The sequence below is a fragment of the Bradyrhizobium sp. SZCCHNR1098 genome, assembly GCF_032489375.1.
In the GTDB taxonomy this organism is placed as follows: Bacteria; Pseudomonadota; Alphaproteobacteria; order Rhizobiales; family Xanthobacteraceae; genus Bradyrhizobium.
In genome coordinates this window covers 151,769-173,715 of sequence record NZ_JAUEXY010000013.1, presented here as the reverse complement: position 1 = coordinate 173,715, position 21,947 = coordinate 151,769, and the positions used below count along the sequence as shown (strand labels likewise).

General features: G+C 65.9%; 17 protein-coding genes. 12 read left to right on the top strand and 5 right to left on the bottom strand.

Translation table 11 applies throughout. From position 1 onward, the window contains the following. Positions 1-54: 54 nt before the first annotated feature. From QX135_RS25630 to QX135_RS25595, 8 genes are all read left to right on the top strand, one after another. Positions 55-1,320, top strand: a complete 1,266-nt coding sequence (locus QX135_RS25630; RefSeq protein WP_315813008.1) for a class I SAM-dependent methyltransferase — start codon at positions 55-57, stop codon at positions 1,318-1,320. Positions 1,321-1,465: 145 nt separating this feature from the next. Next, positions 1,466-2,308, top strand: a complete 843-nt coding sequence (locus tag QX135_RS25625; RefSeq protein ID WP_315738922.1) for an ABC transporter permease — start codon at positions 1,466-1,468, stop codon at positions 2,306-2,308. 32 nt (positions 2,309-2,340) lie between these two features. After that, the gene (locus tag QX135_RS25620; RefSeq protein WP_315738923.1) at positions 2,341-3,090 is read left to right on the top strand and encodes an ABC transporter ATP-binding protein; all 750 of its coding nucleotides are present in this window, start codon (positions 2,341-2,343) and stop codon (positions 3,088-3,090) included. Positions 3,091-3,132: 42 nt separating this feature from the next. Further along, positions 3,133-4,200, top strand: a complete 1,068-nt coding sequence (locus QX135_RS25615; protein ID WP_316161986.1) for a glycosyltransferase family A protein — start codon at positions 3,133-3,135, stop codon at positions 4,198-4,200. Next, a complete protein-coding gene (locus QX135_RS25610) occupies positions 4,197-6,305 on the top strand; it encodes a TIGR04372 family glycosyltransferase (protein WP_316161988.1) in 2,109 nt (702 codons plus the stop codon). Before QX135_RS25615 ends, QX135_RS25610 begins: the two co-directional genes overlap by 4 nt. A gap of 197 nt (positions 6,306-6,502) precedes the next feature. Then, a complete protein-coding gene (locus tag QX135_RS25605) occupies positions 6,503-9,394 on the top strand; it encodes an NF038122 family metalloprotease (RefSeq protein ID WP_316234358.1) in 2,892 nt (963 codons plus the stop codon). A 151-nt stretch (positions 9,395-9,545) separates the two neighbouring features. Beyond that, the gene (locus QX135_RS25600) at positions 9,546-10,703 is read left to right on the top strand and encodes a glycosyltransferase family 4 protein (protein WP_316180340.1); all 1,158 of its coding nucleotides are present in this window, start codon (positions 9,546-9,548) and stop codon (positions 10,701-10,703) included. Beyond that, positions 10,700-11,701 (top strand): glycosyl transferase, encoded by a 1,002-nt coding sequence (locus QX135_RS25595; protein WP_316180338.1) that lies wholly within the window; start codon positions 10,700-10,702, stop codon positions 11,699-11,701. Before QX135_RS25600 ends, QX135_RS25595 begins: the two co-directional genes overlap by 4 nt. Before the next feature lie 4 nt (positions 11,702-11,705). On the opposite strand, the gene QX135_RS25590 is transcribed toward QX135_RS25595, so the two are convergent. Genes QX135_RS25590 through rfaD form a run of 4 tightly spaced genes read right to left on the bottom strand, consistent with a single transcriptional unit; the run spans position 11,706 to position 17,380 of the window. Beyond that, positions 11,706-13,619, bottom strand: a complete 1,914-nt coding sequence (locus QX135_RS25590; protein WP_315738933.1) for a nucleoside-diphosphate sugar epimerase/dehydratase — start codon at positions 13,617-13,619, stop codon at positions 11,706-11,708. Further along, a complete protein-coding gene (locus QX135_RS25585) occupies positions 13,616-14,893 on the bottom strand; it encodes an O-antigen ligase family protein (RefSeq protein WP_315777102.1) in 1,278 nt (425 codons plus the stop codon). The genes QX135_RS25590 and QX135_RS25585 overlap by 4 nt, the downstream gene beginning before the upstream one ends. Continuing rightward, positions 14,890-16,362, bottom strand: a complete 1,473-nt coding sequence (gene rfaE1, locus QX135_RS25580) for a D-glycero-beta-D-manno-heptose-7-phosphate kinase (protein ID WP_316180335.1) — start codon at positions 16,360-16,362, stop codon at positions 14,890-14,892. Before rfaE1 ends, QX135_RS25585 begins: the two co-directional genes overlap by 4 nt. A gap of 37 nt (positions 16,363-16,399) precedes the next feature. Beyond that, positions 16,400-17,380, bottom strand: coding sequence for an ADP-glyceromanno-heptose 6-epimerase (rfaD, locus tag QX135_RS25575; RefSeq protein ID WP_315798960.1), 981 nt, complete (start codon positions 17,378-17,380; stop codon positions 16,400-16,402). Positions 17,381-17,527: 147 nt separating this feature from the next. On the opposite strand from rfaD, the gene waaF reads away from it, so the two are divergent. From waaF to QX135_RS25560, 3 genes are all read left to right on the top strand, one after another. Next, entirely contained in the window at positions 17,528-18,592 is a 1,065-nt protein-coding gene (gene waaF, locus QX135_RS25570) for a lipopolysaccharide heptosyltransferase II (RefSeq protein WP_316180331.1), read from the top strand. Positions 18,593-18,702: 110 nt separating this feature from the next. Then, a complete protein-coding gene (locus QX135_RS25565; protein WP_409998114.1) occupies positions 18,703-19,242 on the top strand; it encodes a D-sedoheptulose 7-phosphate isomerase in 540 nt (179 codons plus the stop codon). After that, positions 19,243-19,770, top strand: coding sequence for an HAD family hydrolase (locus QX135_RS25560; RefSeq protein WP_315759124.1), 528 nt, complete (start codon positions 19,243-19,245; stop codon positions 19,768-19,770). On the opposite strand, the gene QX135_RS25555 is transcribed toward QX135_RS25560, so the two are convergent. Then, complete coding sequence (locus QX135_RS25555; protein WP_316234357.1) at positions 19,752-20,798, bottom strand: glycosyltransferase family 4 protein; 1,047 nt, start codon at positions 20,796-20,798, stop codon at positions 19,752-19,754. The genes QX135_RS25560 and QX135_RS25555 overlap by 19 nt on opposite strands. A gap of 129 nt (positions 20,799-20,927) precedes the next feature. Here QX135_RS25555 and galE point away from each other — a divergent pair, with 129 nt between their 5' ends. Next, entirely contained in the window at positions 20,928-21,941 is a 1,014-nt protein-coding gene (gene galE / locus QX135_RS25550) for a UDP-glucose 4-epimerase GalE (RefSeq protein ID WP_315773386.1), read from the top strand. Positions 21,942-21,947 lie beyond the last annotated feature (6 nt).

The following is a 21,947-nucleotide window of genomic DNA, read 5'->3' as shown; positions in this document are numbered from 1 at the left end:
CCTCTCCGGCCGACCATCCCGCCTGCGGGATCGCCAACCCAGGATCGACACCTCATGCAGCACGTCAAGCACAAGACCGATTGCCGCCTGTGCGGCTCGACCTCGCTCGATCACGTGCTGCCGATTAGGCCGTCCGCGATCGGCGACGCGTTCGTGACGGCGGACCGGCTGAGCGAGCCGCAGGACCTCTACCCGCTCGACTGCTATCTCTGCCTCGACTGCGGGCATCTGCAGAATCTCGACGTCGTCGATCCCGACATCCTGTTTCGCGACTACACCTACCGCACCTCGGTCTCGCTCGGCCTCGTCGAGCACTTCAAGCGTTATGCGCAATCGGTGGTGTCCTCGCTCGCCATTCCCAAGGGCAGCCTGGTCGCCGAGATGGGCAGCAATGACGGCTCGCTGCTCAAGGCGTTCAAGAACGAGGGCATGCGCGTGCAGGGCATCGACCCCGCCCGCGACATCGCGGCGACCGCCACCAAGGAAGGCGTGCCGACGATCCCGGATTTCTTCACCAGCGCGCTGGCGGCCCGCATCAAGTCGGAGCAGGGCGAAGCCAAGCTGTTCTGCGCCAACAACGTGTTTGCGCATATCGACAACATGTCCGACGTCGTGAAGGGCATCCGCCTCTTGCTCGCCGACGACGGCGCCTTCGTTTTCGAGGTCTCCTACATCGTCGACATGATCGACAACATGGTGTTCGACACCATCTACCACGAGCACGTCTCGCATCACGCGCTGATCCCGCTCGAGACCTTCCTGAACCGGCACGACATGACGCTGTTCCATGTCGAGAGGACAGGCACCAAGGGCGGCTCGATCCGGGCCTTTGCGCAGCCGAAATCGACCGGCAAGCGGCCGCGCTCGGCGGAGCTGTCGAAACTGATCGCCGAGGAGGAGCGGCGCGGCGTCACCAAGCCGCAGATCTACCGGGACTGGTTCGTCGCCATCGAAAACTGCAAGCGCAGGGTGCTCGCCACCCTCGACGAGGCCATCGCCGCGGGCAAGCTGGTCGCGGCCTACGGCGCCTCGACCACCACCACCACCCTGCTCTACCATTTCGAGCTGGAGAGCCGGATCAAGTTCATCGTCGACGACAACCAGCTCAAGCACGGCCGCTTCAGCCCGGGCGCCCACATCCCAGTGTTGCCCTCCAGCGAGCTCGCGACGCGAAAGCCCGACATCGTCGTCATCCTCGCCTGGATCTATGCGGACCCGATCCTGAAGCGCAACCAGGCCTACCTGGACGCAGGCGGCCGATTCCTGGTGCCGCTGCCGGAGCCGCGGATCGTCGGCGCCGCGGGCTCGGTCGCGATCTGAGCCGCGGCGGCGGCCTGAGCTGACCGGTTGACAGTGCCCTCGTAACATGGTCCAGCAAGCCCCGGCGATTGGCCGCCGGCGTGGCGGGGGTCCAACCGCATTCGGCTGGTAAGACAAATACTTACGGCTCACGCGAGGTACAAGGATGACCACCCTGACCGATGGACAGGTCGAGCGGTTCGTGGTTGCGGATCGGCGTCGCATCTCCTGGGCGCGCTGCCGCGAGGACATCGCACCTTTCATCACCCGTCACGTCACCTGGCGCGCGCTCGCTGCCGGTGACATCCGATCGAAATACCGCCGTACCATGCTGGGCCCGTGGTGGATCACGGCCACCAACGCGATCACCGCCCTGATCATGGGCACGGTGGCCGGCCGCTTCCTCGGCGCCGACATGAAGACCTACCTGCCCCACTTCATGGTCAGCATGACCATCTGGAGCTTCATCTCGTCCTCGCTCAGCGAAGCCTGTTACACGATGATCAATGCAGGCGGCATGATCAAGGCCGTCGACATGCCGATTCTGATCCATGTCATGCGTATGGTTCAGCGCAATCTGATCATCTTCCTGCACAACATCGCGGTGATCCCGTTCATCTGGCTCGTCTATCCATGGTCGATCGGATTCGGAATGGTCCTGGCCATCCTCGGCCTGATGATCGTCTACGTCTTCGTCGTCAGCGCCTCGGTGATCGTCTCAATGATCTGCGTGCGCTATCGCGACGTGCCGCCGGTCATGGCGGCTGTGCTGCAGCTCTTGTTCTTCGTCTCTCCGATCATCTGGGAACCGTCGAGCATCCGCGGCGGCGAGTTCATCGTCACGCTCAATCCGATCGCCTATCTGTTGGCGGTCACGCGCGGTCCGCTGATGGGCGACGTTCCCGGCCTTGCGACCTGGGCCGGTGCCATTGGATCGGTCGCGGTCCTGACCGCCGCCATGATCTATATCTACACGCGCTATCGGTCGCGCGTCGTGTATTGGGCCTGATATCATGGCCGGGAGCTCTGGATCCGCCTCGAATGACTCTCATTGAAGCCAAGCAAATCGGTATCGAATTTCCGGTCGCGCCGCCGAACGCACGATCATTCCGGCATCTGGCCATCAAGGCGGCCTCACGCGTCGGCGGCCGGGTCTCGAAGAGCGACGGCTCGTTCCAGTTCGTCCAGGCGCTCGACGACATCAGCTTCACCCTGAAGCAGGGCGACCGGCTCGGCCTGATCGGCCACAACGGCGCCGGCAAGACCACGCTGATCCGCGTGCTCGCCGGCATCTACGAGCCCACGCGCGGCTCGTTGCGGGTCGTCGGACGGAACGTTCCGATGTTCGACATCGGTCTCGGCATGGACGAAGAGGCGTCGGGGTATGAGAACATCAGGACTCGCGGCCTGATCCTGGGGCTCTCGCCCGAGGAGATCGAGCAGCGCGTGCCGGAGATCGCCGAATTCGCCGAGCTCGGCGACTATCTGGAGCTGCCGATCAGGACCTATTCCTCAGGTATGCTGCTGCGTCTGGTGTTCTCGATCGCAGCCTCGATTCACGGCGACATCATCCTGATGGACGAGTGGATCGCGGTCGGTGACGCGCAGTTCCGCAAGAAGACCCACGGCCGGCTGCAGGACATCACGATGCGCTCGGGAATCGTCGTGCTCGCCACCCATGATCATGGCCTGCTTCGCGACACCTGCAATCTCGGGCTCTATCTCGATGGCGGCCGCGTGCGGGCCTTCGGCGCCCTGGACGATGTTCTCAAAGAGCTGCCCAAGGTTTGAGCGGCCGGGCTCGACAGCATGCGGCAGGAAGCTCGCTGAACCATGACCACGACGACCGCCCGCGCCGCCTCCCCGACCGTCACGCTGGTCGTCCCGAACTTCAACCACGCCCACTACCTGCCCGAGTCGCTCGGCAGCATCGCGAACCAAACCCGAGCCCCAGACCGCGTCATCATCATCGACGACTGCTCGACGGATGACAGCATCGCGGTCATTTCACGCTTCGTAGCGGACCGGCCGAGCTGGCGGCTGATCCGCCACGACGCCAACCAGGGCGTCGTGCGTGGTCAGAACGAGGCGCTGGCGATCGCGGACACCGAATGGATCGGCTTTCTCGGCGCCGACGACGCGCTGCATCCGGCCTATCTCGAAAAGGCGATGGCGCAGGCGGCCAACCATCCCGAAGCCGGTCTCGTCTTCGCCTGCTGCGAGATCATCGGCCCTCAGGGGCCGTCCGCAAGACGGATGCTGCGGCCGATGATGCTGCCCGCGTCGTCATCGGCGACGCTGGCGCCCGCGGACGTCCGCCGAATCCTGCGGCAGGGCGACAACTACTTCTCCGGCACGACCTCGCTCTATCGCCGCACGGCCTTGCAGGCGCTCGGCGGGTTCGACGTCAAGCTCGGCTCGTTCTCCGATGCCTTTCTCGCCCGGCGGCTGGCCTTGACCTATGGCTGCTACTTCGTCGCCGAGGCGCTCGGCTACTGGCGCATCCACGGCCAGAACTATTCGACGGCGACGGCAACCGATCCGGCGGTGCTCAACGCCAGGCTGGCCGACATCGGCGCACTGATTGCTCAGAGCAAGCTGTTCCCGGAAGGGTATGAGGAGGTCTTCGCGCGGCGCAATCGCTTCGGCGCGGCGCGGATGGTGCTGGACGGCGATACGCCCCCGGCGGCCAGGGCCGCGCGCGTATCCGCATTGATCGACGGCAATGCATTCGACACGTACGTGCTTGGATTGATGTTGAGCTTAGGACGCTTGGGCCATTTGGCTGCGCTGGCCTGGATCACGCTGCGGACGCGGCCGATGTCGTTGACGCGCCTGCTCGCCCAGCACGGGGCGCGACGTCAGATCATCTCCGCAACGCCAGCGTACCGCGCGCCATGACGAAGCGCGCCCCCTTCGGTTCTCTGCGTCATCGCTTTGGCAAGCGGCAGCTGACGTCCCCTCCGACTCCCAGCGTGCCCGCCGCACCGCCCTTGCAGGCGCCACGAAGCCGCTGGTCGCCGCGGACGTGGCTGACGGCATCGGCGTTCCGTCTCTATGCGTTCCTGAGCGCGCGGCGCCGGCAATTGCTGCCGCTGACCACCCGCGCCGCTGACATCGTCGACAGCAGGCTGGTCGTTGCACCGGCCGGCGCGAGATTGCTGCGGCTGATGAACAAGCAGCTCGAACGAGGCACGTTCATCGGCCCGGTTCTGGCGCTGACGACCTCGACCACGCTGGCCGCGGCGGCGCAGGTTCATCTCGCCGCGAGCCGCAAGCCGAGCGCGCTGCGTGCAGTGCGGATCTTGAACCTGATCTTCCGCAGCAACGTGCGCGCGCGGGCCGGTGTGGGCGCGCAGGCCTATTTCACCACCCTGGCGCTGTGCAGCGCCTATGACCGGATCGTGCGCGAGGTGCCACGGGCCGAGACGATCGACAGCTTCGCCATCAATTTCGCGGTCGGCGTCGCTCACATGTATCGCGGCAATCTGCCGGTCGCGGCGCATTTCCTGACAGCGGCTGCGGCTTCGGGCGACGGCAACGCGTTGCGCAAGCTCGGTGCCGTCCATGCCCTGGCGGGCGACCACGTCCAGGCCGCCGCGTGCTTCAAGGCGTCAGTCGCACGCGATCCCCGCTCGGTGATGGCGCACCAGAACTATGCCGGCGGCTATGATCCATCGACCTACACGCCGAGCGCCTGGGAGCTGGAGCATGCCGGCGAGCTCCTGATCTACGACAATCTGATCCAGCTCGGCGAGAACTTCTATCACCAGGGCCGTTACGAGGACACGTTCCGCTGCTATCAGGCCGCGCTCGACCATCAGGACGCCTTGGCGGCCAAATGGTCGATTCCCGACGCGCTGATCCAGCGCATCGCCTCCACCAGCAACATCTTCGATCCCGCGCTTCCGGTCCGGCTGCTCGGCTACGAATGGGTGACGCTGATCGGCCACATCGGCTTCATCGACTGTCATTTGCGCATGGCCGCGCTCGGCATGCTGCCGCGCGCCAACTACGTGCTGCTTGCCCCGCCAAGCAAGGTGGTCAACCAGCCGTTCCTCAGGCTGTTCGCGCCGCATGTCACGATCGTCGAAGACCCCGCTCTCGTCGACGATCTGCTGCCGTATCAGCGTTTGGTCGGCGACCAGTTCATCGCCGTCCGGGGCAAGGACGGCCTGGCCGAGCCATGGGCCCACGCGGCGTCGCGTGCGCAGGTCGCCTGGGCCGAACAGCAGCGCCGGCCGATCGTGAAGGTCCCATCGGAGCTGATGGAAACCGGGGCTGCCAGGCTGCGCGCCGCGGGTGTCACCGCCGACTGGTTCGTCGCGATGCACATCCGCGAGGGCGGCTATCACGGCGACGGGCCCGGCACCACGCGGCAGCATCGCTCCGCCAATGTCGGCGACTACCTCGATGCCATCGCCGCGATCACCGCACGCGGCGGCGCCGTGGTCAGGCTCGGCGATCGCAGCATGACGCCGCTGCGCGGCATGGCCGGCGTGTTCGACTACGCGCACAGCGACATCAAATCGGCGGAGATGGACGTCTATCTCTGCGCCGCCGCTCGTCTGTTCGTCGGCACGACATCGGGCCTGACCACGGCCGTGCAGGCACTGGGAACGCCGATGCTGCTGGTCAACTGCATCTCCAACGACTGCCAGTTCTGGCATGAGCACACCGACTTCACCGTGCGCCCGGTCTACGACCGCCGTACGCGGCGCTATCTGTCGCTACGTGAGACCTATCGTCAGCCCTTGCAGGCGCTGCTGATCGACACAGCCGTGCTGGCGCGTCACGGTTTCGATATCCATCCGAATACCGCGCAGGACATCGCCGCAGCGGTTCGCTACAAGCTCGACTGCCTGGACGAACCAGGCCGGTCGTTGCGCGCAGGAGGGCCCCTGCTCGATCGCTATCGCGCCGCACTCAGCGGCAATCCCTATAACTTTGGTGCTGCATTACCAGTGCCGGATTTTCTCGATCGGCTTCCGGAATTGCTCGGATGAACGCGCGACCGAAGCCCGTTCGATCGACGCCCACATCAGTCGCCACCCGTCGTTTTCCGCACTCTCGCAACGCCCATTAACCTTCGGGCAAGACGATCAGCCTGATAGGTAACGTCGGCACGGTCGCGAATCGCCTCGAGCGAGACTCGACATTTGCGATCCGTGCTCCGTCGATCCGAACGGCAGGGACTGAGGCAATGCCAGCGTTGTTACAGGGCTCCCCTAACACCGACCCGATCGACGAGGGGGTCGGCCCTCCTCCGTCCAACCCCGTCGAGCTTCCCGAAGAAGCCGTCGAATCCCTGCTCGCGCAAGGCGATTTCGCGGGTATCGGCGCCGTCACCGCGGTGAGCGCCGGCGGACTGACGATCAACCTGCTGTTCGACACGGCGGCGATGAATGCGCCTGCGAGCTTTCGCGCCGGCATTCAGCAGGCCGCCGCGATCCTCACCTCGATGATCTCGGATCGCATCACCGTCAATATCAAGATCGACTATAGCGGCGTCGGCGGCGGCGCGGCGGCCGGTCCTGACGGCGGTCAGTGGATGAGCTACTCCTCCGTCAGGTCCAACCTGATCAACTATGCCAGCCCAGGCGATACCACCTTCAATGCCTTGCCGGCGGGATCCAGCATCCAGGGACAGTCCTACGTCGCGGTGTGGAATTCGCAGCTGAAGCTGTGGGGCGGCCTCGGTGCCAACGATGCGACCACCGACGACGGCAGCGCGACCTTCGCGACCGACATCAACTCAAACCTGCTGGTCGGCGTGGCGCTGCACGAATTGACACACGCGTTCGGCCGCGTGCCCTACGGGCCGCAGCCGGACGTGTTCGATCTGTTCCGCTTCTCCAGCCCGGGCGTCCGGCTGATGACCGGCGGCGCGACGGCGGGGACCGCCTATTTCTCCCTCGACGGCGGCTATACGAAGCTCGCGGATTACGGCCAGTCCTCGGACCCCAGCGACTTCCTGAACAGCGGCGTGCAGGGCGGCAACGATCCGTTCAACGAATTCTACACCTACAGCACGCTGCAGACGTTGACGGCCGTGGATCTCAAGCAGATGGACGCGCTCGGCTTCCACGTAAGCGGCTCGTCCGGTACGGTAATCCAGACGAACGGAGATACCAGCCTGACGTTGTTGGGAGGCCGCTATTATCTCATCAACAGGGCGACCGGAACCGGCCCTGAAATGAAGTACGGGGGCACACCGGTCACGGTCGGAGAGTTCGGCAACGTCGCTCCGATAGGCGCTGTTCAGACGAGCTCCGGATACAATATCGCCTGGCAGGTTGCAGGCGCTAATCAGCTTACCTTCACGACCGCCGACCACAACGGGAACTATACGTCGAACATTTGCGGCGTGGTCTCAGGCAATAGTCTAACTTCTGAACTGCAGGAAACGACCTTCGGCCAGGACTTCAACCGCGACGGGACCGTCGGGGTCACAGCGTCGCTTGTCCACGCCAACGGCAACACGAATCTGCTCGAGATTGCCGATGAATATTTCATGTATGTGAACGGCTCCGGCCCAGCGATCAAGATTGGCGGCGCTCCCGTCGTTGTTGGTCAATTGGGAAATGCCGCCCCGATCGGAGCGATTCAAACGCCGTCCGGCTACAACATCGTTTGGAAAGATTCGAGCACCGGTCAGTTCACCTTCACTGCCGCTGACAGTAACGGCAACTACACGTCCAACCTCAGCGGATGGGTGTCCGGAGCTAGCGCGACGGCGGAATCGGAAGAAGTCATCTTCGGTCAAGATTTCAACGGCGACGGCACGATCGGACCGATGATTACGGTCATCCAGGTCGACGGATCGACCAGCTTGGTCCAGATCGGCAACAGCTACGGACTCTATACCTCCGGCTCTGGCCCGACAATCAAGATCGGCGGCACGCCTGTAGTCGTCGGCCAACTCGGCAACACAACTCCGATCGGCGCCATTCTAGTCGGATCCGGTTACGATATTGCCTGGAAGGATCCGACCACCGGCCAGTTCACGTTCACCGCTGCCGACAGCAACGGCAACTACACATCCAACCTTAGCGGATGGGTTTCCGGAACGAGTGCGACAGCGAAGACGTTCGAAACGACCTTTCACCAGGACTTTAATGGGGACGGTGTGATCGGTATGTCAGCGCCAATCGTCATTCAGACCGATGGATCGACCAGCTTGGTCCAGATCGACAATAGCTATGGCCTGTATACTGGCGGATCCGGCCCAACGATTAAGATCAGTGGCGCGCCGGTGATCATGGGCCAGCTGGGCAACACTATTCCGATCGGCGCTATTCAGATAGGATCCGGCTACGACATTGCTTGGAAGGATCCGACCACGGGCCAATTCACCTTCACAACCGCTGATAGCGACGGCAACTACACGGCTAACCTCAGCGGGTGGATATCAGGGACCAGTACGACAGCTGAGAACCTCGAAACGGTATTCCATCAGGACTTCAACGGCGATGGCACGATCGGTATCCCCTCCTCCGGTAGTCCGCTGATAGCAAGCCCACAATCGGCAACGCCTGAAGCCAACTACAGCCTGAAGGTGTCGACCGACTTCAGCGGCAACCTCATTGGATTCGGCGGCACGGCCGCTCAGATCGATCTCAAGAGCATCGCATTCACGTCGCTTCAGATGCATTTCGACGAGACGAGCGGAATGCTGTCGCTGAGCGATGGGGCGAACAGCGCGTCGCTGCATTTCGTCGGCCCGCTGTCGCAGGACAACTTCCACTTCGCCACTGACGGCCAGGATGGCACTTTGATCTCCGGCACTTTGATCTCGGGCGTGGCAGCGTCAGCAGGCGGCACGGCATCCCAATCGGTGTCGCTGCAGGGTCACGACACCTTCGTGTTCGCCGAGCACTTCGGTCAGGTGAGCATTTCCGACTTTGCGGTCGGCACCGACAAGATCGCGTTCAGCCAGAGCATCTTCGCAGACCCGTCCGCATTGCAGGCCGCCATCCACGACGACGCCGCGGGCAACGCCGTCATCACCGATGCGGTACTGGACACCATCACGATTCAGCACGTGTCGACGGCCGAGCTGCTGTCTCACCTGTCGAGCTTCCATCTGGTCTGAGGACCGGCGGCATTCGAGGCGTCGTCTCCGCCGTTCAGGGTCGAAGGGTGCCCGGCAGGCGTTTTTCCGCCCGTCACAGGACAGATAACGGCTCGCGCCGGGGCCGGTCTTGGCCTATACGGCGCCGAGACCGCCCGAGACCGTGAGTTTGATGCCCTCGCCCCGCTTCCCTTCGCCGCGCCGCCTGCTCTACGTGGCCAACGAGGATTACGCCTTCCTGATGCATCGCCTGCCGATGGCGCGCGCAGCGCGCGACGCCGGCTACGAGGTGCATGTCGCGACCAATGTCAATGCCGGCGCCGCCGCGATCACCGCCGAGCGCTTCATGCTGCATCCGGTCCCATTCCAGCGCGGCGGGCTGTCGCCGTCATCAGCCCTGCCCACGATCCGCGCGATCCGCGCCGTCGAGGCTGCGATCAGCCCCGACGTGGTGCATCATTCCGGGTTGCAATCGAGCGTGCTCGGATCGCTCGCCGCGCTCGGACGCACCACTCCGGTCGTCAACGCCATGACCGGCCTCGGCTATGTGTTCACGTCGGCGAGCTGGCGCTCGCGTCTGCTCAAGCAGGGCCTGCTGTGGCTGCTGCCGCGGCTGATGAACCGGGTACCGAGCTGCGTGCTGGTGCAGAATCCGGATGATCGCGACGCGCTTCAAGCCATGGGCGTCCGGGGCGACAAGATCACGCTGATCCCGGGCTCGGGCGTCGACACCGATCGCTTCCAGCCGCTGCCGGAGCCGGACGGACCGATCACCTTCGGCTTCGCAGGAAGGCTGCTGACCGACAAGGGCGTCCGCGCCCTGGTCGCTGCGCACCGCATGCTGCGCCAGCAGGGCCGCGACGTCCAGTTGCTGATCGCCGGCTCGCCTGATCCGGCCAATCCGGCCTCGGTCTCGGCCGAGGAGGTCGAGGCCTGGCGGAAGGAACCGGGCATCACCCTGCTCGGCCAGATCAAGGACATCACCGAGCTCTGGCGCCGCTGCCACGTCGCCGTGCTGCCGTCGCATCGCGAAGGACTTCCGGTCAGCCTGCTGGAGGCCGCCGCCTGCGCCCGGCCGCTGATCTCCACCAATGCACCCGGCTGCCGCGAGATCGCGATCCACGGCCAGACCGGCCTCTCCGTGCCGGTCGAGGACGCGCCCGCGCTGGCGCAGGCCATGGCGCAGCTGGCGACCTCGCCCGAGCTGCGCGCCGGCTATGGCGCGGCGGCCCGTCAACTGGTCGAGGACAAGCTCTCGGCCAGGATCATCGGCCGCTCGGTGGTCGCGCTCTATGACCGCCTCACCTCGGCGCCGGACGCGCGCGGATGATCGTCCATCCAGCCGCAATTCTCGTCACCATTGCCGTGCTCGCGGCCGCAATGTGCGGTGTGCTGATCGTGCTGCTGCGCCCGGTGCTGCAGCGCTACGCGCTGGCGCGGCCCAACGCGCGCTCCTCACACAAGATCCCGACGCCCCAGGGTGCCGGCATTGCCGTCGTCGGCGCAACGCTTGTGGTCGGCGGCGCCTTTGCATCCGTGACGGGCTTTGCACCGCTGCTCATGCTGTTCATCGCGGCACCGATGCTGGCGCTGGTCGGCCTGGTCGACGACATCCGGCCGATCCCGGTGCTGCCGCGGTTCATCCTGCAGGGGATCGCCGTCGGCCTAATCCTGTTCACGGCACCGGCTGACCTCAAGCTGTTTCCGATGCCACTGCTGGTCGAGCGCACGCTGCTGCTGATCGCCGGCCTGTGGTTCGTCAACCTCGTCAACTTCATGGACGGGCTCGACCTGATGACCGTGGCCGAGGCCGTGCCGATCACGGTGACTCTCGCCCTGTTTGGCCTCTCCGGTGAACTGCCCTGGCCGGCGACCGCCATCGCTGCGGCGCTGGGTGGCGCCATGCTCGGCTTTGCGCCCTTCAACCGTCCCGTCGCAAAAGTCTTTCTCGGTGATGTCGGCAGCCTGCCGATCGGGCTGCTGCTCGGCTGGGGCCTGCTCCATCTTGCCTGGCAGGGCTACGTCGCGGCGGCGCTCCTGCTGCCGCTCTATTATCTGATCGATGCCACTTTCACCCTGTTGCGGCGGATGGCACGGCGCGAGCCATTCTGGGCGGCGCACCGCACGCATTTCTATCAACAGGCCACCGATAACGGCTTCACCGTCTCGCGCGTCGTCAGCGAGGTGTTCATCCTCAATGTCGTGCTTGCGACGCTCGCAGTCATCTCGGTCGCGCAGCGTTCCATGACGGCCGACGCCATCCTGCTCGTCTTCGGTCTCGGCGCCGTCACCTGGGTGCTGAGCCGCTTCTCGCGGCGGCGCCATTGAAGACTCAGGCCGCGCTCGAGCCGAATTCCGGCACCGCATCCTTCAGCACCGACTTGATCGTCACCGGATCATTGCGCGCGATCGCCTGATCGAGCGCAGCAATCCATGCCTTCAGCGTCTGCATCGGAGGCTCGTTCGGGGTGGCCGCCATGACGCCGGCGACGCCGATCTCGACCGGCGGCTCCTCGCTCGCGAACAGGATCTCGTTCAGGCGCTCGCCGGGCCGGATGCCCGTGAACACGATCTCGACGTCGTAGCCGGGCTGCAGGCCGGACAGGCGAATCATGCGCTCGGCCAGATCGACGATGCGGACGGGCTGGCCCATGTTCAACACATAGACCGAGACATCCGGGCGCTGCGGCGCCAGCGCATGCGAAGCCGCCGTGATCACGAGATCGCAGGCCTCGCGGATCGTCATGAAGTAGCGCACCATGTCCGGGTGCGTCACCGTGACGGGGCCGCCCGCCTCGATCTGCGCCTTGAACTTCGGCACCACCGAGCCGTTGGACGCCAGCACGTTGCCGAATCGCACCGAGATCAGCCGCATCGGCGGCCGTCCCGTCGGCCGGTCGGCGAGCTGGCGATCCAGCGCCTGGCAGTACATTTCGGCGAAGCGCTTGGTGAGGCCGAGCATCGACACCGGCTCGATCGCCTTGTCGGTCGAGATCATCACCATGGCCTCGGCGCCTGAGGCCACCGCGGCATCGGCCACGTTGATGGAGCCGAAGATGTTGGTCTTGACGCCCTCGCTCCAGTCGCGCTCGAGGATCGGCACGTGTTTCAGCGCCGCCGCGTGGAAGACCAGATCCGGCTTGAACTCGCCGATCAGCGCGAACACCCGGTCGCGATCGCGGATGTCGGCGATGCGCCCCTCGACGGCGACGTTCGCCTCGGGATCGGCCGCGAGCGCCTCGGTGATCGCATAGAGCGCCGGCTCGGAATTCTCCAGAATGAGCAGCCGCGCCGCCCCGAACGCAACCACGCGCTGACAGATCTCGGCGCCGATCGAGCCGCCGCCGCCGGTCACCACGACGGTTTTGCCACGCACCAGCGCTTCCAGCCGGCCGTAATCGATCTTCTCGCTCGGCCGCAGCAAGAGGTCCTCGACCGCGACCGGCGCGAGCCTTGGCGCATCGCCACTCTCCAGCGACGGCAGGCGGCTCACGATCAGGCGCAACCGGCGCGCCCGCATCAGGAAGGTCTCCGGATGACAGTCCGGATCGAACGCGGTCGGCATCATCAGGGCGCGCGCGATCGGCCGATCGCGACGGGCAAAGTCGGCGGCGACGTCCTCGACATCATCGATCCCGCCCAGCACCGGCACGCCGCGGATCAACTGCCCCCGGTCGGCGGCCGATGGCGAGAGAATGCCGATCGGCCAGATGCGCTTGACCGCGCCGCTCTCGATGCCGCGCAGCACGACCTCGGCGTCGGCCGCTCGGCCGATCAGGAGCGCAGGGGCCGCGTCCTCGGACCGCGCGTGCCGTCGCACCCGCGTGTAGCGGAAGTAGCGATAGGCGAAACGCAGCGCGCTCAGCGCAAAGATCTCCAGGAACCAATAGAGAATGATCGTGAGCTTGCCGAAGAAGAAGGTGCCGCGGACGTTCGGCGCGACGATGATGTAGTCGAGAACCAGCAGCGCCAGCGTCAGCACGGTCGCGACGCGGACGATGTTCAGCGCGTCCGGCAGCGAGATGAACCGCCACTTCGTCGTCAGAAGGTTCGAGAAGTAGAAGACGACGAAGCTGAAGGCGATGAAGTACGGCAGGATCTGCAAGAGCAGCGGCACCCGCTCCCAGAAGGTGCTGGCGCCTTCGAAGCGGATATAGAACGCCGCGAACAGCGCGACGACGCTGACCAGGAGGTCATGCGCGGCGATCAGCAGGTTCCGGGAGGTGAGTTGCGAGAGGCGCGTCATGCTGTGACGGGCTCCGCATCGGGCTCTATCCTCGATCGTAGCACCATGCCGCCGGCCACGCCGACGCCGATGACATACATCCACCCTTCGTGGAAATCGAAGATGTGGGAATTAAACAGCGAGGTGAAGATGTTCTGCACGACCACGAGAAGTCCGATCCAGGGCGCCAGCCCGTCACCGCGGAACAGCAGGAGGTGCACGGCCCACATCGCGTAGAGAATGACGATCCCGAACGCTCCCCATTGGACCGCGACGTAGAGCGTCTGATTGTGCGGATTGCCGACGACCTGGCTCGAGGAGAGGTCGCGCGACCCGCTCGCGGCCAGCTCGAACAAGTGACGCGTCGAGCCCGAGCCGTGTCCGATCAGCGGCGCGTCGGCCAGGAACCGCAACGACTTGCGCCAGAATTCGAGCCGCTCGCCGATCGACGTGACGGCGCGATCGTTCCTGTAGTCCTGATATTGGCTCGTGAACGTCGCCACCTTGCCCTGCAATTGCGGGGACACGGTCCATGCAGCGAGACCCAGCGCAAGGGCACCGGCCGCGATCAGCAGGTTGGCGCGCCATTTCAAGTGGATCAGCCCGAACACCGCAAGCAGGATCGGGATCGTCACCAGCGCGGTGCGCGAGACAACGATGAAAATCATGTTGGCGAGGAACGCGATCATGATCGCGGTGAGCAGGCCGGCCGGAAGGAAGCGGCGGGCGCGCAGCAACTGGGCGATCGGATAGGCCAGCGCCACGGCGCAGAGCGAGAACTCCTGGCCCTGGTCGATGTAGTTCTTCACGAAGATGCCGCGATCGGCATTGGCCTTGAGCGCGAGCGCAGGATTGAACGCGACCGCGGTCGACACCACGACCATCAGCACGCAGGAGGCGAGAAACGCGGCGAAGACCCACAGCCCGCGCTCCGACCGCTGGAAATGGTAGAGCAGCGCGGGCAGCACCAGAAGCTTCGCCGCCGGTCCCACCGCGTAGAGCCGTGCGCCCCACGCCACGTCCGACCACAGCGTTCCGATCAGCGCCAACAGGAAGAGCGCGATCGGCGCCAGCGAGATCGGCCGCTTCAGGACCTGCAGCAGACGCTCGACGTCGAGAAACGGCAGCATCGTGATCAGCATGACCACGCCCAGGATCGACACCAGCGACGTCGACCACGGCAGCGACGCCGCCAGCAGAATCGCCACGACATCGACCGTCGTCCGCCACGCCGCCGGATCGCGCCAGCGGCGCGCCAGCAGCGCTGGGCCGGGATGACCTGCGAGCGCGCTCATTGCGCCTCGCTCCGGGCGCGATCGACCAGCGCGGTCGTGCTGTGCCCTTTCAGGATGTCGACCAGAATCACCTCGCCGCCGGCGGCTTCGACGACCTCGTGCCCTACCACCTGTTCGCGCGTATAGTCGCCGCCCTTGACTAGCACGCTTGGCCGGACCAGCTCGATCAAGCGGAGCGGCGTGTCCTCCGCGAAGATGGCGACGACATCAACCGCCTCGAGCGCGGCCAGGACCTCGGCGCGCGCGCGCTCGTCCTGAACGGGGCGGCTCTCGCCCTTCAGCCGCCTGACCGAGGCATCGCTGTTCAGCCCGACCACGAGACGGTCGCAGGCGGCGCGCGCCGCGGTCAGCACCTTGACGTGGCCGGGATGCAGAATGTCGAAGCAGCCATTGGTAAAGCCGACGCGCAGGCCCTCTCCCCGCCACCCCTCGACACGGGCGGCGAGTTCGTCATCGCTCTCGATGATCTTTTCCTCAGCGGCACGATAGGCATGCGGCAGGATCTTTCGGCGCAGTTCGGCCGATGTCACGCTGGCGGTGCCGTGCTTGCTGACGGCCACCGCCGCAGCGGCGCTCGCCATCCGCAACGCATCCGCCCAGGCGGCGCCGGCCGCGAGCGTCGCGGCAAGCACGGCAACAACCGTGTCGCCGGCGCCGGAGACGTCGCGTACCTTCACGGGATAGGCCGGCACGTGAATCGGATCGCCCTCGCGCGGTACCAGCGTCATGCCGCGCTCGCTCTGCGTCACCAGAATTGCCTCGCAGTCGGCGAGATAGATCGCATCCTGCGCGGCTGCGGCGATCTCGTGCCCGGTTTCGGCCCGGCTGCGGGTCGCTTCCGAAAACTCCTTGCGGTTCGGCGTCAGCACGCTCGCGCCGCGATAGATCGCGAGATTTGCGCTCTTGGGATCGACGATCACGCGCTTGCCGGCCTTGCGGGTCGCGTCGATCACGTTGCGCAGGACGCGCGCGGTGAGCACGCCCTTGGCGTAGTCCGACAGCAGCACGATGTCGGCCCGCGCAATCAGCGGCAGGATGGCCTCGATCAGCTTCTGCTCGACCTCGCCGATCGCCGGTGAGGCGCGCTCCCAGTCGGCGCGCAGCATGTGGGTGGAGAAATGCTCGGAGACGAAACGCACCTTGCGCGTCGTCGGCCGCGAGGGATCGCGCACAAGCACGCTCTCGATGCCGCCCTCCTTGGCGAGCTCGGCCTCCAGCTGGTCGCCGGCCGCATCCTGCCCGACGAGGCCGACGAAGATGCAGCGGGCGCCGAGCGCGGCGATGTTGCGCGCGACGTTGCCGGCGCCGCCGATGTTGATCTCGCCGCGCTGAACCGCGATGACAGGCGCCGGCGCTTCGGGGGAAATCCGCGACACCTCGCCATAGACGAACTCATCCAGCATGAGGTCGCCGATGCACAGCACCGTCTGGCGGGCGATCGCTTGCGAGAGATCGTCAAAGTCGAACATCAGCGGCAGTCTCGGTGAGTGGTCAGAACCAGATCGTCTAGCGGAAGCGGTCGGTAGAATCGAGATAGTCTCGGACATAGCCAGCGACCGCGTCCTCGAGCGACGTGAAGCCGCCGTTGTAGCCGGCGGCCAACAGCCGGTCGACCTTGCTCTGGGTGAAATACTGGTAGCTGCCGCGAATCGCTTCGGGCATGTCGATGTACTCGATCCGGGGCGTCGCACCGAGCGTGGCATAGGCCGCCAGCATCATGTCCTTGAAGCTGCGCGCCTGTCCCGTGCCGACGTTGAACAGGCCCGAGACGGAGGGAGAGGCCAACAGCCACAGCATCACGCGGACGACGTCGTCGACGTAGATGAAGTCGCGGCGCTGGTCGCCATCGGCGATGCCTTCACGGTGCGACTTGAACAGTTGCAGGGTGTGCCCGGCCTTGATGTCGTCGAAGCGGCGGGTCAGCACGCTCATCATCGATCCCTTGTGGTATTCGTTGGGACCGAACACGTTGAAGAACTTCAGCCCGGCATATTGTGGCGGCAACCTTTCGCCGCGCTCGGCGCGCGCAGCGACCGCCATGTCGAACAGATGCTTGCTCCAGCCATAGAGATTCATCGGCCGCAACGTCTTCAGCGCCGCGAGCGACGGATCATCCACGAAGCCCTGCGCGCCGTCGCCATAGGTCGCCGCCGACGAGGCGTAGATGAACGGCGTGGAACTTTCGGTGCACCAGTCGAGCAGGCGCAGCGAACTCCGGAAATTTTGCTCCATCACGAGGTCGCCGTCGGTGACCGTCGTGGCGGAAATGGCTCCCATGTGCAGGACGGCGTCAAGCCGACGGCCCCTTAGCCATTCGCCCAGATCGGATGGCGGCACGACGTCCGCCAGCTGCCGCTTGGCGAGGTTGCGCCACTTGCCCTCGCTGCCGAGCGTGTCGCAGACGACGACATCCGTGCGTCCCGCGTCGTTCAACGCTGCAACCAGATTCGATCCGATAAACCCGGCGCCGCCGGTCACCAGCAACATTCAGCAACCCGTCCTGATCCCGAAAACCCCGCCCTCGCGTAGCGCATGCGACGGCAAAGTGTAAGCGCTTTGGTGTCGGCTCGCTCGGGCCACTTTACCTGCGGCGGCCGAGCGGCTACCAGCGCGCCAAAGCCAGGCAGACAAAGAATGAATTCGAATTCGACCAAGGTCGAGGTGGACGCGGCGGACACCAGCCCGATCCTGATCATTCCCTATATGTGGATCGGCGATTTCGTGCGCGGCCACACCGTCGTGCGGGTGCTCAAGGAGCGCTGGCCGAACCGGCCGGTCGACCTGCTGGTGACCTCGCTGTGCGCGCCGCTGGTGAATTACATGCCCGGGGTCCGCTCTGGCATCGTCTGGGATCTGCCGCGCAGCCGGCTGGCGCTCGGCCGGCAATGGCAGCTCGCCGCGATGTTGCGCGAACGTCGCTATCGGACCGCCCTGGTGATGCCGCGAACCTGGAAATCGGCGCTGGCACCGGCGCTGGCCGGCATCCCCGAGCGGGTGGGCTTCGTCGGCGAGGTCCGCTTCGGCCTGCTCAACCGCTGGCGCTGGGGCGAGAAGGCGCTGCCCCGCTTCATCGACAAGAATGCCGCGCTGGCGCTGCCCGACGGGGCGCCGCTGCCGCCGGAATGGCCGGTCCCGCAGCTGCGGGTGCCGCCGGAGGACGTCGCGCGCTGGCGCGAGGCCAATGACCTGGGAAACCGCCCGGCCGTGGCGCTGGCACCGGGGTCGGTGGGTGCCGCCAAGCGCTGGCCCTATTACGGCGAGGCGGCCCGGCTGTTGCGCAATGCCGGCCTCGACGTCTGGGTGGTCGGCGGCCCCGGCGAGAAGGCGCTGGCCGCCGAGATCGTCGCCGCCGGCGGCCCGGACGTCCGCGACCTCACTGGAACCGACTTGCGCAACGGTATCCTGGCCATGGCCGCGGCCGGCGTCGCCATCTCCAATGATTCGGGGCTCATGCACATCGCCGCGGCGCTGGGGACGCCGACCATGGGTATCTTCGGTCCGACCAGCCCCTACCATTGGGCGCCGCTGAACGGTCTTGCGGCGACGGTCCAGACCAGGACACAGGTCCCCTGCCAGCCCTGCCACCGCCCGATCTGCCGGATGAACGACCACCGCTGCATGCGCGACATTCCGGCGACCGATGTTGCCACCATCGCCCAGCGGATCCTTGCTGACGCGGCCATACCGGTCGTGCACTAGCTTGCGAAGCGACACCGCGCCCCATACACCGGCCCTGACGTAACCCGAGCCGCCACGTGACCCGCGCCCCCGACCCGATCGCCAACCATCTCGCCCGCTCCCGCGCCGCCATGGAGCGCGCCGCCGACGATGCCGCGATGCTCGCCAGCGCCCGACGGATCGCGGCGAGGATCATCGCGGCGCTGCGCGGCGGCCACAAGCTGCTCATCGTCGGCAATGGCGGAAGCGCGGCGGACGCCCAGCATATCGCGGCCGAGATCGTCGGCCGCTACAAGCAGGAGCGGCCGGCCTATGCCGCCATCGCGCTGACCACCGACACCTCGGCGCTGACCGCGATCGGCAACGACTACGGCTTCGATCATGTCTTCGCCCGCCAGGTCGAAGGGCTCGGTACACCGGGTGACGTGCTGCTGGCGATCTCGACCTCCGGCCGCTCGCCGAGCATCCTCAATGCGCTGCGCAAGGCGCGCGAGCGCGGGCTGGTCACGGTCGGCTTCACCGGCGCCAAAGGCCTCGCGATGGGCGAATCGTGCGACGAGATGCTGGTGGCGCCGAGCGACGACACGCCGCTGATCCAGCAGATCCACCTCGCGACGGCGCACGGCATCTGCGAGGTGATCGAAGCGGCGCTGATGCAGGACGAGGGCTAGATGACGACTGCTCAGCTCAAGCCGGCGGCGTTTCTCGACCGCGACGGCGTCATCAATCACGACGACAACTACATCGGCTCGCGCGAGCGCATCCGTTGGATGCCGAATGTGGCCCACGCGATCCGGCGCCTCAATGACTCCGGCTATCACGTCTTCCTCTTCACCAACCAATCCGGGGTTGCCCGCGGTCTGTTCAGCGAAGACGACGTCATGGGTCTGCACGACTGGATGCGGGCGGAGCTCGCGGCGCAGGGGGCTGTGATCGACGACATCCGCTATTGCCCCTACCACACCGAAGGCTCGGTCGAGCGCTATCTGCGCGAGCATCCCTGGCGCAAGCCGGCGCCCGGCATGATCCTCGACCTGATGCAGCACTGGCCCATCAGGCGCGAGGGCAGCTTCGTGATTGGCGACCGCACCTCGGACATCGCCGCCGCCGAGGCGGCCGGCCTGCCCGGCTTCCTGTTCGCCGGCGGCGATCTCGATGCGTTCGTCGCCGACATCATCGCTCAGACCAGTCGCCGATAAACGGCGGCGATCTTGTCGGCCTCGGCCTCGAGGCTGAACCTCTCCACCACGCGCTGCCGCGCCCGCTCGCCCATCGCCCGCGCCGCATCCGGATCACGCATCAACGGTTCGAGCGCAGCGACCAGCGCATCGACGTCGCCCGGCGGCACCAGCACGCCGGTGATGCCGTCCTCGACCACGATCTCCGCCGCCCCGGCGCGCGCCGCGACCAGCGCCGCTCCTGCCGCCATCGCCTCGATCAGCGTGAGACCAAAGCCTTCGTTGCGCGAGGTGAAGGCGTAGATCGTGAGACGCTGGTACCAGCGCTGCACGTCGGCGATGTCGAGCTCGCCGGTGATGACGATGCGCTGCTCCAGGCCCGCGGCGGCGATCTGCTTCTTCAGCTCGCTCGCGAACGGCATCTGCTCGGGCGTCACGGCGCCGACCAGCACGGCGGAAAAATCCGGAAAACGCGGCAGCAGCCGGCACATCGCGGCGACGAACACATCGCTGCCCTTCTGCGCACGGACGCGGCCGAAGCAGCCGATGGCATGTTTTCCCGGCAGTCCGCTCTCGGCGAAGGCCGCGGCGCGATCCGCTGGCGGCGTATAGATCTCGGTGTCGACGCCATGCGTCACCACCGTCGCGGCGCGCTTCAGATACGACGCCGAGATGTCGCTGGTGGCGATGATCGCGTCCATGCGGCGGATCAGCCAGCGCGTGATCCAGCTGTGATGGCGCTGCGCGGCCGAGGTGAACACCAGCTTGAACGGCCAGCCGAGCGCGCGCATGATCACGCCGACGATCATCTCGTTGTTGCGGCGCGCGTGCCAGATCAGCGGCCGCCGCCGACCCCACAGCTTGAAGAGACCGCTCGCACCGATCCGCGCAATCCCATCCGGCGCGTAGGAGCCGAGCCAGGCGGCGCGCACGCGCTGCGCCAGCTTCGGCGCCACCATCCGGTTGGTCGCCGTCACGCCGGAATAGCGCCGGTGCAGGTTGGGCACGATCACGTCGAGATCGGCGGCAGAAACACGCTCGGCTTGCACCACTCACTCCAATTGCAGCGGTTCCCTATACGCAACATTAAGCATCGCCGCCAGTTCGCTATGCACGCAAGAGGTCCTTCACTTCGCCGGCGTTAGTTTGCCGGAAACAAACAGGGATCGCGTCAAACAATGACCGTGCTCGTGACCGGCGGCGCCGGCTATATCGGCAGCCACATGGTGCTGGCGCTGGCGGAAGCCGGCGAAAGCGTCGTGGTGATCGACAACCTCTCGACCGGCTTTTCGGCATTCGTCCCGGACGGCGTGCCGCTGTTCATCGGCGATGCCGGCGATGAAAATCTCGTGGATGGCGTCATCAGCCAGCACGGCGTCGACAGCATCATCCATTTGGCGGGCTCGGTCGTGGTGCCGGAATCGGTGCGCGATCCGCTGCTGTACTACCGCAACAACACGATGACCACGCGCAGCCTGTTGAATGCGGCGGTCAAGCGCGGCGTCAGCCGCTTCGTGTTCTCCTCGACCGCGGCCGTCTACGGCAATCCGGACGAGGTGCCGGTGCCCGAGAGCGCGCCGACCCGTCCGACCTCGCCCTACGGCACCTCGAAGCTGATGGCCGAGATCATCCTGCATGACGTCGCCTCAGCCTATGACCTCAACTACGTGGTGCTGCGCTACTTCAATGTCGCCGGCGCCGATCCGTTCGGACGCAGCGGGCTTGCCACGGTCGGCGCGACGCATCTGATGAAGATCGCGATGGAGGTCGCGACCGGCCAGCGCGCCAAGATCGACGTCTTCGGCACCGACTATCCGACCCCCGACGGCACCTGCATCCGCGATTTCATCCATGTCTGCGATCTCGTCCAGGTGCACCGCGCCGCGCTGGCCTATTTGCGCACCGGCGGCGGCTCGGTCACGCTGAATTGTGGGTACGGCCGCGGCTATTCCGTGCTCGAGACCATCGAGGCCGTCCGGCGCGTCTCCGGTCGCGCCATTCCCGTCCAATACGCGCCGCGCCGCCCCGGCGACATCATGAGCATGGTCGCCGACACCAGCCGTTTGAAGGCGCTGCTCGACTGGACCCCGACCTATGACGATCTGGAAACAATCGCCGCCCACGCCCTGGCCTGGGAGGAGAAACTGTTCCTGGAACGCCACAGCGGCACGCTGCAGCGGGCCTCGGCCTAGAATCAA